Origin of the sequence: Paracoccus alkenifer (genome assembly GCF_900108405.1) — a bacterium.
GTDB lineage: Bacteria > Pseudomonadota > Alphaproteobacteria > Rhodobacterales > Rhodobacteraceae > Paracoccus > Paracoccus alkenifer.
Window position 1 is genome coordinate 567,996 of sequence record NZ_FNXG01000001.1, and the last position, 12,891, is coordinate 580,886.

11 protein-coding genes are annotated in these 12,891 nt (G+C 69.7%); 4 read left to right on the plus strand and 7 right to left on the minus strand.

Annotation, left to right across the window (positions count from 1 at the left end):
* Window positions 1-37: 37 nt before the first annotated feature.
* Window positions 38-730: a histidine phosphotransferase family protein gene (locus BLW83_RS02710; protein ID WP_090845254.1), complete on the minus strand. Its 693-nt coding sequence runs from the start codon at window positions 728-730 to the stop codon at window positions 38-40.
* 355 nt (window positions 731-1,085) lie between these two features.
* Between BLW83_RS02710 and olsB the strand changes: the two genes are divergently transcribed.
* Together olsB and olsA are read left to right on the plus strand one after the other, a co-directional pair.
* Window positions 1,086-1,868: an L-ornithine N(alpha)-acyltransferase gene (olsB, locus tag BLW83_RS02715; protein ID WP_090845257.1), complete on the plus strand. Its 783-nt coding sequence runs from the start codon at window positions 1,086-1,088 to the stop codon at window positions 1,866-1,868.
* Window positions 1,865-2,758, plus strand: coding sequence for a lyso-ornithine lipid O-acyltransferase (gene olsA / locus BLW83_RS02720; protein WP_090845259.1), 894 nt, complete (start codon window positions 1,865-1,867; stop codon window positions 2,756-2,758). Before olsB ends, olsA begins: the two co-directional genes overlap by 4 nt.
* Window positions 2,759-2,761: 3 nt before the next feature.
* Here the strand turns inward: olsA and BLW83_RS02725 are convergent, their stop codons facing one another.
* Window positions 2,762-4,540 carry an SLC13 family permease gene (locus tag BLW83_RS02725; RefSeq protein ID WP_090845261.1) on the minus strand — a complete coding sequence of 593 codons (1,779 nt, stop codon included), beginning with the start codon at window positions 4,538-4,540 and terminating at the stop codon, window positions 2,762-2,764.
* Between the two features lie 108 nt (window positions 4,541-4,648).
* The gene (locus BLW83_RS02730) at window positions 4,649-5,491 is read right to left on the minus strand and encodes a TIGR00282 family metallophosphoesterase (RefSeq protein WP_090845263.1); all 843 of its coding nucleotides are present in this window, start codon (window positions 5,489-5,491) and stop codon (window positions 4,649-4,651) included.
* Window positions 5,492-5,608: 117 nt separating this feature from the next.
* Here BLW83_RS02730 and rarD point away from each other — a divergent pair, with 117 nt between their 5' ends.
* Complete coding sequence (gene rarD, locus BLW83_RS02735) at window positions 5,609-6,493, plus strand: EamA family transporter RarD (protein WP_090845265.1); 885 nt, start codon at window positions 5,609-5,611, stop codon at window positions 6,491-6,493.
* Window positions 6,494-6,655: 162 nt separating this feature from the next.
* Here rarD and glmS read toward each other — a convergent pair whose 3' ends face one another.
* Both glmS and glmU read right to left on the minus strand, forming a co-directional pair.
* Entirely contained in the window at window positions 6,656-8,473 is a 1,818-nt protein-coding gene (gene glmS, locus BLW83_RS02740; RefSeq protein WP_090845267.1) for a glutamine--fructose-6-phosphate transaminase (isomerizing), read from the minus strand.
* Between the two features lies 1 nt (window position 8,474).
* Complete coding sequence (gene glmU / locus BLW83_RS02745) at window positions 8,475-9,818, minus strand: bifunctional UDP-N-acetylglucosamine diphosphorylase/glucosamine-1-phosphate N-acetyltransferase GlmU (protein ID WP_090845269.1); 1,344 nt, start codon at window positions 9,816-9,818, stop codon at window positions 8,475-8,477.
* A gap of 102 nt (window positions 9,819-9,920) precedes the next feature.
* Here glmU and BLW83_RS02750 point away from each other — a divergent pair, with 102 nt between their 5' ends.
* Complete coding sequence (locus BLW83_RS02750; RefSeq protein ID WP_090845271.1) at window positions 9,921-10,610, plus strand: HAD-IA family hydrolase; 690 nt, start codon at window positions 9,921-9,923, stop codon at window positions 10,608-10,610.
* A 49-nt stretch (window positions 10,611-10,659) separates the two neighbouring features.
* On the opposite strand, the gene nagZ is transcribed toward BLW83_RS02750, so the two are convergent.
* The gene (nagZ, locus tag BLW83_RS02755) at window positions 10,660-11,700 is read right to left on the minus strand and encodes a beta-N-acetylhexosaminidase (protein WP_090845273.1); all 1,041 of its coding nucleotides are present in this window, start codon (window positions 11,698-11,700) and stop codon (window positions 10,660-10,662) included.
* Entirely contained in the window at window positions 11,697-12,872 is a 1,176-nt protein-coding gene (locus BLW83_RS02760; protein ID WP_090845275.1) for an SPOR domain-containing protein, read from the minus strand. The genes nagZ and BLW83_RS02760 overlap by 4 nt, the downstream gene beginning before the upstream one ends.
* Between the last annotated feature and the right edge of the window lie 19 nt (window positions 12,873-12,891).

Here is a 12,891-nt window from a genome sequence, read left to right on the forward strand (position 1 = left end):
GGGCAGCCGGGATTACCGCTCGCGACAGGCGCCGCAATCAGAAACTGATCTCGCCGCCGGTGGCGTCCACCTCCCACAGCATGGGGCGGCGGTGCTGCCGGGCCAGCGCACCCAGCAGCGCGAAATGCACCTCGGACGGTTGGGGGGGCGCGTCGGGCACGGCATCAGGGGTCGTGGCATTGCCCAGCCAGCCCCACAGCCCGGGCTGGCTGCGGGTGCGCGAGGCTTCGCCCACCACCCGCCAACCCGTCATCGAACGGCAGATCAGCACCCTGCCCCCCCAGGGCATCGCCGAATCCATGCACATCAGCGCCAGCAGCAGCATCCGCGCCTCGACCCGCGAGGCGTCGCCGCCGACCTCGAACTCGACCGCGAGCCGGGCGCCGCGGGTGTAATCCTGCGCCAACTGGGCAATCTCGGTGACGGCGGTGCGCTGGTCGGGGGGCGAGTGACCAAAGGCCGCACGATAGAACCGCACCCGCGCCCGCGCTGCCTTGACGCTTTCGCCGATCAGCGACAGCTCGGGCGATTTGGCCAGCCCCGGATATTCGCCGGCCATTTCCAGCAGCTCGACGCCGTTGCCGATGGCACCCAGCGGCGACACCAGATCGTGACACAGCCGCGCCGCCACCAGGCTGGCCAGATCAAAGCCAGAGTCGGCCGGACAGGCAGCTGTTGCAAATGCCTCATCGGGGCGGAATCCGTCAGCCGGGATTGTGACTGGCCTCATCGTCCGCTAGCCTCTGCGCCCAAACCAGCCGAGGCGGATTTCACCATGAACACGACGCCCAAAGCCGGGACGACCGTTCCCGACCCTGCGCGGCCCGCAGGGGTCGCCGCATTCCGGTCGCGACCCGGCATCGCGCATTCCACAGGCTCTGGCACTGCGATACGCAGGCGGGTTGCGGGTCCCAACCGCATCGGGATCGAACTGCTCACTCCGGCGCCCTCGCTATGGCTTTTGCGCTGATTGCAACCACCAATTCCTTACAATCACCGGATGTGTCAAGCAATTTTCCGCCGATTTCGACCTTGCCGACGGCGGACTGCCGCGCATTTGCAACGCCTCAGGGAAAGGTGAACCGATGAAAACCGATCCGGGCTGGCTAGAGGTGCGGCTTGCGACAGGCGAACACGACCTGCGCGCGGCGCAGCGGCTGCGCTATCGCATCTTTGTCCAGGAGCTGGGCGGGGACGGGCCGTTGGTCGATCACCTGACGGGGCTGGAGTGCGACGAATTCGACCCGGTGGTCGATCACCTGCTGCTGATCGACACCCGCCGCGACCCGGATGCGGGCGACCATGTCGTCGGTGCCTATCGGCTGCTGCGCAGCGATGTCGCCGCCGATTTCGGCCGCTATTACTGCGACAGCGAATACGATCTTACGACGTTGCGTCAATCGGGGCGGCGGCTGGTCGAGCTGGGGCGGTCCTGCGTGGATCCGGCCTATCGCGGCGGCTCGGGGATGTATCTGCTGTGGAACGCGCTGGCCGATTACGTGCTGGCCCATGACATCGAGATCCTGTTCGGCGTCGCCAGTTTCCACGGAACCCAGATCGAGCCGCTGGCGCAGGCGCTGTCCTGGCTGCACCACCATCATCTTGCCCCGGGCGGGCTGCGGCCGGTGGCGCGGGCGCCGCATTACCAGCGCATGGACCTGATCCCCCCCGAGGCGCTGGACCGCCGCGCCGCCATGACCGCGATGCCGGCGCTGATCAAGGCGTATCTGCGGCTGGGCGGCGTGGTCGGCGACGGGGCCTGGATCGACCATGATTTCAACACCACCGACGTGTTCCTGCTGATGGATACCGCTGCCATGTCCGAACGCCATCGCCAGTTCTATCAGGACCGCCGGCAGGGCTCATGACGGCGCGGCCCACCCTGCCCCGAACCTCGGGCGCCGAGGATGCGCCACCCCCTGCCGGCACCCCTGCGACATGGCGCGGCCTGCCGCCCGATGTGCCGCCGCGCCCATCGGGCCTTGGCTGGGCGCTGGTGGCGCTGCGCGGGGGGGCGGTCGTGACGGTGCTGCTGCTGGGGGTGCTGCTGCTTTTGCCGCTGCGCGCGGCCGAGGCGCTGGCTGCGGGCCGCCGGCGGCCGCTCAGCGGCCCGTGGGTGCAGGGGGTGTGCCGGTTGTGCCTGCTGGCGCTGGGGATCCGCTGGCAGCGCCGGGGCGCAAGGATGCGGCATCCGGGGGCGATGGTCGCCAATCATTCAAGCTGGCTGGACATCCTTGTGCTGAACGCGGCCGCGCCGGTGTTCTTTGTCAGCAAGGCCGAGGTGGCGGGCTGGCCCGGCATCAATATCCTGACCCGGGTCACCGACACGCATTTCGTGACCCGCGACCCGAAACTGGCCCGCGCGCAGGCGGCGGAATTCGTCCAGCGCACCGCGCTTGGCCACCGGCTGCTGTTCTTTCCCGAAGGCACCAGCACCGACGGGCGCCGGGTGCTGCCCTTCAAGCCGACGCTGTTTCAGGCGTTTCTGGACCCGGCACTGCCCCCGGGGCTGGCGATCCAGCCGGTCACCGTGCGCTATACGCCGCCATGGGGGCGCGAGCCGCGGTTTTATGGCTGGTGGGGCGACATGGATCTGGGGCCGCATCTGCTGGCAGTGCTGGGCCAGTGGCGGCAGGGCGGCGTCACCGTCACCCTGCACCCGCCGATCCCGGTTGCCGGCCACGACCGCAAGTCGCTGGCCGCCGCGGCCGAGGCTGCGGTGCGCGGCGGCTTTCCCGAGCTGCCCCCGCCGGGCTGATCCTCAGAGCGGCCAGAACAGCGGAATCGCCAGACAGGCGGCCAGCCCGGTCACGATGTCCAGCGGCAGCCCGACCCGGATGAAATCGGTGAATTTATAGCCCCCCGGCCCGTAGACCATCATATGCGTCTGGTATCCGATGGGCGTGGCGAACGCGACCGAGGCCGAGAACATCACCGCCACCACATAGGGGCGCGGGTCATGGCCCAGCTGCAACGCCAGCTCGATCGCGATCGGGGTCAGCATCACCGCGACGGCGTTGTTCGACAGCACCTCGGTCATGGCAAGCCCAAGGAAATACACCGCCACCAGCGTCCAGAACGGGCTGAGACCGGACAACCACGGCGCGATATTGTCCACGATCAGATCGACCGCGCCGGTGGCCTCCAGCGCCTCGCCGACGACCAGCATGGCAAAGATCATCGCCAGCAGCCGCGCCTCGATGAAACCGAACGCCTCGTCCGCATCCACGCAGCGGCTCAGCAGCACGATGGCCGAGGCAAGAAACGCCAGCCCCATGATCGGCGCCAGATCCAGCGCCGCCAGCAGCACCACCGACAACAGCGCAATGGCGGCGATGGGGGCGTGGCTGCGGCGGAACGGCTTGGTGGTGGGGTGGGACACGTCCACCAGATCCATGTCAGACGCCAGCCGCGCGATGTCGGCCGGCGCGCCCTCGAGCAGCAGCGTGTCGCCGACGCGAATTTCCAGATCGTCCAGCTGGCGGCCGATATTCTGGTTCCGCCGATGCGCGGCGATGGGATAGACCCCGTAGCGCCGGCGCAGCCGCAGGTCGCCCAGCCGCCGCCCGATCATCCGCGCGCCGGGCGAGATCAGCACCTCGACTGTTTCCGTCTCGACCGAGGACAGCTTGTCAAAGGCGCGCAGATCCTTGTCCTTCTGCATTTCCAGCACATCCGCCATGCTGGAGCGCAGCACCACCCGGTCGCCGGATTCCAGCACCACCTCGGCCAGGTTGCGCCGCAGCGAGGCATCGCCCCGCAGCACGTCCATCACCCGCACGTTTTCGCGCTTGAACAGCTTGACGTCGGGGGGGCTCATCCCGATCAGGTTGCTGCCCTCGGGGATGGCGAATTCGGTGAAATACTTCATCTGGCTGCGGTCGGTCAGGAACGAGGCCATCGAGCCGCGATCCGGCAGCAGCCGCCAGCCGATCAGCCCCAGGTAAAGCCCGCCCACCGCGGTGACCACCAGCCCGACCGGAGCGATATCGAAAATGCCGAACGGCTCCATCCCCCGGGCGCGCACCACCCCATCGACCAGCAGGTTGGTCGAGGTGCCGATCAGGGTGATCATGCCGCCCATGACGGTGAAATAGCTCAGCGGCATCAGCAGGCGCGAGGCAGGGATGCCGGTCTTGCGGGCGACCTGGATCACGATGGGGATCATCACCGCCACCACCGGCGTGTTGTTCATGATCGCCGAGGCAAAGCAGACAAAGGCGAACATCCCCGCGATGGTCGCCAGCGGCGCCGTATCCGCGTGCGAGGTGACCAGCCGGCTCAGCCAGTTCAGCGCCCCGGTGCGCAACAGGGCGCCCATCAGGATGAACATGAAGGCGATGGTCCAGGGCGCGCTGTTGGACAGCACCCCCACGGCATCGTCATAGGGCGCCAGCCCCAGTGCCAGCATCAGCGCGGCGGCTCCGACCGCCACCACCTCGGGGGGGTGGCGCTCACGCACGAACATCACGAACATCACCGCAATGATGACCAGCGTCGTGACCGCGGCGCCATGGCCGGTCAGCCCTACATCGAACATCGTCGAACCTCGTCACCTGACCGCCGCGAGGCTGTCGCGGCTACGGATGCGCTATTTCCTACCTGTCTGCAAGGGAATTCAACGGCCAAGGGCGAGGACGCGCGCGCGTCAGCCGGCGCCCGCCGCCGCCGCTGCCCCCGCGGTTTTCGCCATCCCCAGCCGGCCGCCCTCGCGGATGGCCTCGACCGAGGTCGCCAGCCCGGTGCGGTCGTCGGTGACCACCAGCAGCCCCGACAGCGTGGCCTCGCCCTCGGCGGGGGTGAAACGCTCGCGCGTCATGCCGGTCAGGAAGCGCCGCATCGGCTCGCCCTTGTCCATGCCGATCACGCTGTCATAGTCGCCGCACATCCCGGCATCGGACTGATAGGCGGTGCCACGCGGCAGGATCTGGGTGTCGGCGGTGGGCACATGGGTGTGGGTGCCCACGACCAGGCTGGCGCGGCCGTCGCAGAAATGCCCCATCGCCATCTTTTCGCTGGTCGCCTCGGCGTGGAAATCCAGCACCGCCGCCTGCACCATACCACCGGCGGGATGGGCGCGCAGCACCGCGTCCACGGCGCTGAACGGGTCGTCGAAGGGGCGGCGCATGAACACCTGCCCCAGCGCCTGCGCCACCAGCAGCTTGCGCCCGCGCGCATCCTGGAACACCCGCGCCCCCCGCCCCGGCGCCTCGCGCGCAAAGTTCAGCGGCCGCAGCACCCGCGGCTCGGACTCGATGAAGCCGAGCATGTCCTTTTGATCGAAGGCGTGGTCGCCCAACGTCAGGCAGTCGGCCCCGGCATCCAGCAGCAGCCGCGCATGCGCGCCGGTCAGCCCCATGCCGCCGCTGGCGTTTTCCCCGTTCACGATGGTGAAATCCGCCCGGTGCCGGGACTTGAGCCCCGAAAGCCGTTCCGAGATCGCCCGCCGCCCGGACCGGCCCATCACGTCGCCAAGAAAAAGTATCCGCATCAGACAGCGTTACGACAACTGCGGGCGCCGCATCAAGCATAGATACCGAGATTCATCAGGGTGCGGGGACCGCTGGTCGCGATGGACGCTACCCGGGCGCGACGCTAATCATGCCGCATGAGCCCCCATGATTCCCCCCGCGGCCTGTCCTTTGCCATCGGCGCCTATCTGATCTGGGGCCTCATGCCGCTGTATATGTATCTGGTCCGGGATGTCCCCGCAGGCGAGATCGTCGCCCACCGGGTGCTGTGGTCGCTGCCCATCGCGCTGGTGGTGCTGCGCCAGAACGGCCAGATGGAAACCGTGATGGCCACGCTGCGCAAGCCCCGGCTGGTCGCCATGGCCGGGCTGACCGCGGTGCTGATCACCGTGAACTGGCTGACCTATGTCTGGGCCGTGACCCACGGCCAGACGGTCGAGGCCGCCCTGGGGTATTACATCAACCCTTTGTTCAGCATCTTTCTGGGCTGGGCGCTGCTGGGCGAGCGGCTGAGCCGCCCGCAGCTGGCCGCGATCTCGCTGGCTGCGCTGGCGGTGGCGCTGCTGACCCTTGCCGCGGGCGGGCTGCCGGTGGTGGCGCTGACCCTGACGCTTTCCTGGGGAACCTATGCCTATTGCAAGCGCAGCCTGCCGCTGCCGCCGAACGAAGGCTTCACCGTCGAGGTGCTGCTGCTGTTCGTGCCCGCCGCAGGCTATCTGCTGTGGCTGGAATGGACGGGTGGCGCGCATTTCGGCCGGGATATGGGCGAATCGCTGCTGCTGGTGGGCACCGGGGTGATTACCGCGGTGCCGCTGATGCTGTATGCCAACGGCGCCAAGCTGCTGCGACTGTCCACCATCGCGGTGCTGCAATATCTGGCGCCGACCATGGTGTTCCTGATCGCGGTGATGATTTTCCACGAACCCTTTGCCGGCGTGCGGCTGGTGGCGTTCCCACTGATCTGGGCGGCGCTGGTGCTGTATACGGCGACGCTGATCCGCCGCCCCGCGCGGCTGGGCTGAGCCGTCGGGGCAGGACCGGGGCGCTGCCACGGGCCGCTGCCGCGGCCTTCCTCGCTGAAAACGGTCCACCGGACCGTTTTCCAGGCGCTCGGAAGCCCCGGGATATTTTCATGATGAAGAAGTCGCTTGCGCCGCTGGCAGGGGCACCGGGCAGGGCGGCGCCTATTCCACCGTGACCGATTTCGCGAGGTTGCGGGGCTGGTCCACGTCGGTGCCCTTGGCGACCGCAGTGTGATAGGCCAGCAGCTGCATCGGCACCGCATAGACGATGGGCGCGAAGGCGCCGGCGCCGGTGGGCATGGTCAGCGTGGCATGGGTGCCCTCGGCCCCGGCCTCGATCCCGGCGCTGTCCGAAACCAGCAGCACCTGCCCGTGCCGGGCCATCACCTCTTGCATGTTGGACAGGGTTTTCTCGAACAGGGTGTCCGAGGGCGCCACCACCACCACCGGCACATTGCGGTCGATCAGCGCGATGGGCCCGTGCTTGAGTTCGCCCGCGGCATAGCCCTCGGCGTGGATATAGCTGATTTCCTTGAGCTTCAGCGCGCCTTCCAGTGCGACCGGGTATTGCGCGCCGCGGCCCAGGAACAGCACGTCCTGCGCCTCGGCCAGCCAGTCGGCCAGCCTGCGGCAGTCGTCGCTGGCCCCCACCGCCTGCGCCACCAGCGCGGGGACCGCGATCAGCTGGTCCAGATGCGCCGCCAGTTCCGCCGGGGTCAGCGCGCCGCGGTCAGCCGCGGCCTTCAGCGCCAGCACGGCCAGCACCGCCAGCTGGCAGGTGAACGCCTTGGTCGAGGCCACGCCCACCTCGACCCCCGCCAGGATCGGCAGCGCGATGTCGGTTTCGCGCGCGATGGCCGAGGTGCCCACGTTCACCACCCCCAGCGTCCGCACCACCTTGTCCTTGCAGTAATGCAGCGCCGCCAGCGTGTCGGCGGTCTCGCCCGACTGGCTGACGAAGATCGCCCAGCTTTTCGGCGACAGCGGCGGCTCGCGGTAACGGAATTCAGAGGCCACATCGACATCGCAGGGCAGGCCGGCCAGCGCCTCGAACCAGTATTTCGCCACGCAGGCCGCGTAATAGGCGGTGCCGCAGCCGACCAGCGTCAGCCGGTCCACGCCGCGAAAATCGACCGAGTCGGGCAGGACGATGCGGCCGTCCTTGATATAGTGGCTAAGCGCATCGCCCAACACCACCGGCTGCTGCGCGATCTCTTTCGCCATGAAATGCCGATAGCCGCCCTTGTCGATAGCGGTGGCGCCCACGTCGATACGGGCCATGTCGCGGTTGGCGCGGCGGCCGGCGGCGTCGAAAATCTCGGCCCCCGCGCGCGAGATCACCACGTGGTCGCCGTCCTCAAGATAGGTGATGCGGTCGGTAAAGGGCGCCAGCGCGATCGCGTCCGAGCCAAGGAACATCTCGCCCTCGCCATGACCCAGCGCCAGCGGGCTGCCCTTGCGCGCGCCGATCATCAGGTCGGGTTCGCCCTGGAACAGAAAGGCCAGCGCGAATGCCCCGTGTAGCCGCGACAGCGTGGCGCGCACCGCATCAGCCGGGGCCATGCCCTGCGCCATGTGATGCGCGGTCAGCAGCGCCACGGTCTCGGTGTCGGTTTCCGTCCGCGCGACGATGCCGTGGGCGGCAAGATCGGCGCGCAGCTCGCGGAAATTCTCGATGATGCCGTTGTGGACCACGGCGACGGGGCCGTGGCTGTGGGGGTGGGCGTTGGTTTCGGTCGCCGCGCCATGGGTGGCCCAGCGGGTGTGGCCGATGCCGGCGCGGCCTTCCAGCGGCTGATGCACCAGCAGGTCGGACAGGTTGACCAGCTTGCCCACCGCCCGGCGGCGGTCCAGCCGGCCGTTGCTGTCCACCGTGGCGATGCCGGCGCTGTCATAGCCGCGATATTCCAGCCGCCGCAGCCCGTCGACCAGCTGCGGCGCGACCTGGTTCTGCCCAAGGATACCGATAATTCCGCACATGTTACGCTTTCCCCCTGGCGGCGCGCAGCGCCTGCATGATCCGTTCGGCCAGCCCCGGCTTGGTCACCTGCCGGGCGCGGCCCAGCGCCAGCGCCCCGTCCGGCACGTCCCGGGTGATGACCGAGCCCGAGCCGGTCATCGCCCGCGCCCCCACGCTGACCGGCGCCACCAGCATCGTGTCCGAGCCGATAAACGCATCCGCCCCGATCACCGTGCGATGCTTGCCCACCCCGTCATAGTTGCAGGTGACGGTGCCGGCGCCGATATTCGTGCGCTCGCCCACCTCGGCGTCGCCCAGATAGGTCAGGTGGCCGACCTTGACGCCCTCGGCCAGCACGGCGTTCTTGATTTCCACGAAATTGCCGACATGGGCGTCGCCGCCCAGTTCCGCCCCCGGGCGCAGCCGCGCGAACGGGCCGACGGTGGCGCCGGCGCTGACGTGGCAGCCTTCGAGATGGCAAAAGGGCAGGATCTCGGCGCCGCTCTCGACGGTGACGCCGGGGCCGAAGACCACGTTCTGCCCGATGATGGCGTCGCGGCCGACATGGGTATCCAGTGCGAACCAGACGGTCGCCGGGTCGGCCATGGTGACGCCGTTTTCCAGCGCATCAAGGCGCTTGCGGGACTGGAACGCGGCCTCGGCAGCGGCAAGCTCGGCGCGGGTGTTGATGCCCAGCGTTTCGGCTTCGTCGCAGGTGACGACGGCGGCGCTGCGGCCCTGCGCGCGGGCCAGCGCCACCACATCGGTGAGGTAATATTCGCCCGCCGCATTGTCGTTCGACAGCTGCGCCACCAGATCGCGCAGCAGTCCCGCATCCGCCGCCATCACGCCGGAATTGCACAGGGTGATCGCGCGGGTGGCCTCATCCGCGTCCTTGTATTCGACGATGCGGTCAAGGGCATCGCCCTGCACCACCAGCCGCCCGTAGCGGCCGGGGTCGGCGGCCCGGAACCCCAGCACCACCACATCGGCCGGATGCGCGGCCAGCGCCGCCAGCGTATCCGCGCCGATAAACGGCGTGTCGCCGTAAAGCACCACCACCCTGCCGTCGAAACCGTCCAGCAGCGGCAGCGCCTGCGCCACCGCGTGGCCGGTGCCCAGCTGTTCGGGCTGCAAGGCGACCCGGGCGTCGGGGTCAAGCCTTGCCACCGCGCTTGTGACCGCCTTGGCGCCGTGGCCCGCAACGACGACGATCTGCGCGGGGTCAAGGCTGCGCCCCGCCGCCAGCGCATGTGCCAGCAGCGCCGTGCCCCCCAGCCGGTGCAGCACCTTGGGCAGGTCGGATTGCATCCGGCTGCCCTGCCCCGCCGCCAGCACCACCAGCGCCACCGCCCGTTCCGTCATCCGCGCCTGCCCTTCGTTGATCTTTGGCCGCCTTGTAGCTAGGCCCGGCACGGGACGGCAAGGGTGCGCCCGGTCACGGTATCTGTCGAAAGGTTACGGAAGATGACGGCAAGGGGCGAACGCGGCACGGTGGTGTTCGATCTGGACGGCACGCTGGCCGATACCGCCGCCGACCTGATCGCGGCGGCGAATGCCTGTTTCGCGGCCCGCGGGCTGGGACGGCTGCTGGACCCGGTGGCGGATGCCGGCATCGCATTCCACGGCGGGCGGGCAATGCTGCGGGCGGGCTATGGGCGGATCCCGGCCGATGCGCTGCTGCCCCCCGGCGCCGAGGACGAGGACTTCCCCCGGCTGCTGGGGTTCTATGGCGACTGCATCGCCGATTCGACCCGGCTGTATGAGGGCGTCGAGGACGCGCTGGAACAGCTGCGCGCCGAGGGCTATCTGCTGTCGGTCTGCACCAACAAGCCCGAGGCGCTGGCCGAAAAGCTGCTGGCGGCGCTGGGGGTGCGGGGGCTGTTCGGCGCCATGATCGGCGCCGACACGCTGCCCGTCAGAAAGCCCGACCCGCGCCCCTATGCGGCGGCGGTGGAACGCGCCGGCGGCACGGTGGCGCGGTCATTCCTGCTGGGCGATACCGAGACCGACCTGAAGACCGCCCGCGCCAGCGGCGTGCGGGTGTCGCTGGTGGGTTTCGGCCCCGAGGGCGCGGCGATTTCACGGCTGCAACCCGACCATGTGCTGGCGGGGTTCGACGCGCTGCCGGCGCTGGCGCGGGGCTGGCTGGGGTAGTTTTGCCGCAGGGGAGAAAAAGGGGCGCTGCCCCTCGCGCCTGCGGCGCTCACCCCGGGATATTTTTCGACAGAAGATGGCGTCGGTCGAGAAGCGTGGCGAGTTCGGCGTGCAGCGCGGCGGGATCGGCCGCGTCGGGGGCGGCACGGCGGGCAAGCGCCGCGTTCGCGCGGCGACGGGCGGCAAGGCCCATTGTTCCCGCGGCGTCGGCCACCTGCTCGAACTCGGCGCGGGTCAGGTTGCAGGCAAGCACCAGATCGCAACCGGCGGCGATGGCTGCGGCAGAGCGTTCACCCGGGGTTCCGCTGAGCGCGTTCATGCCGATGTCGTCGCTCATCAGCAGGCCGTCAAAGCCGATGCGTTCGCGGATCAGGCGGATCGCCGCAGGCGAGGCCGTGGCCGGGCGGTCGTCCAGCTGCGTCAGGCGGATATGGGCGGTCATGCCCAGCGGCAGATCGGCCAGCGCCCGAAAGGGCTGGAAATCGCTGGCGTCGAGGTCGTCAAGCGCCGTGTCCAGCACCGGCAGCTGGTGGTGGCTGTCCACCCTTGCGCGGCCGTGGCCGGGCATGTGCTTGACGATGGGCAGCACGCCGGCGGCCAGCAGCCCCTCGGCCGCGGCGCGGCCCATGGTGGCGACGGTGGCGGCGTCGGTTCCGAAGCAGCGGTTTTTCAGGAACTCGTGGGTCTGGTCCCCCGCGATGTCGAGGCAGGGGGCGGCATCTGCGTCGATGCCAACCGCGCGCAGTTCTCGGCCCATCAGCCGGTGGCGCAGGCGCACGGCCTCGGCCCCGTCGCGTGCGCTGTCCAATGGCGCGGGCCAGTCGGTCCAGTGGGGCGCGCGCAGGCGCTGGACGCGGCCGCCCTCTTGATCGGTCATCACCACCGCGTCGCGGCCGACCGCATCGCGCAGGTCAGCGGTCAGGCGGCGCAGCTGTTCGGGGGTATCGACGTTGCGGGCGAACAGGATGAAGCCCCAGGGGTCGGCCTCGCGCAGAAAGGCGCGTTCGTCGCGGCCCAGGGTCAGCCCCTCGACGCCCAGGATGGTGGCGCCATGCGCGGGGGCAGGATCTGGGCCGGGTGCAGGGGTCAATTCGCCGCCGCGGGGATACAGTCGGTGCCGGCGGCGATCAGGGCGGCGCAGAATTTGCGGGCCTCGTCGCGGGTCTCGAAGCCGGCGATGCGCAGGCGATAGAACACCCGGCCGCCGGCCTTGTGTTCCTGCACAACCGGCGCCTTGCCGGCGAACAGGTCGCCGTAGCGGCCCGAGACGCGGCTCCATTCGCTTTCGGCGATGGCGTTGCTGTCGAAGGCGCCGATCTGCACCAGCGGCGCACCCGAGGCGAGCTTGACCGGCGTCGGCGCTGCGGCGGGGGCGGATCCGGGCACGGATTCGGCGGGGGCGGATTCCGCGGCAAGCGGTGCCGCGGGGGCCGGGGCAACCGGGGCGGCGGCAGCGGCGATGCGGCGCGGGCGCGGCATCGGGCGGGCCGAGGTGGCGACCGCGGGCTGCGCCCCGGCCTCGGCCAGCGCGGCGGTGATCGCGGTATCCAGCGCGGGCTGGCCTGCGGTGTCGGTGACGGCGGCGGTCACGGAAACGGCGTCGGCCTCCATCGGGCCGACCGAGGGCACACCGGCAGTCCGCTCAGCCTCGGCGGCCTGCGTCTCGGCCGCGCGGCGCGCGGTTTCGGCGTCGGTGGTGGCGATGGCCAGCGCGCCGGGTTCTTCGGTGAATTCATCGTCGGCAACGGCTTCGCGCGCGCTTGCGCCCAGTTCGCCCATGGCGACGTCCTGGCCGTCCAGGGCCGTGGCACCCGGGGCCAGAGCGACCTTTTCGACCTGCCCCGAGCCCGTGCCGCCGGCCACGCCGTTCACGGCCAGACCTTCGCGGTCGCTCAGCACGCCGCCGGGATCGGAGGGGGCGATGCGGCTGTCACCCTCGACCGCGCGGATCACCGGCACGCCCGAGACATCGCGCACGACCAATTGGTAGCCCCAGACCCCGAGGCTGGCGATCAGGAACACCGACACCAGCGCGCCCAGGTAATGGGTCAGCCGCGCGACCCGGCCCAGAACGCCATCCCGGTCGGTCAGCCGCAGCCCGTCGCCGTGCGTGGCATAGCGCGTTTCGTCCCAGTCCTGCGCGGACCAGCCGCGGGCCTCGAGCAGGTCGTCGTCCTGCGCGCCCCAATCCGCGGCGTCCTCGCGCCCCGGATACGAATGAGAGTCCCCATATCCGCCGGAGCGGAAGTCCACCACCGTCATCGCTATCGTCCTGCCTGTC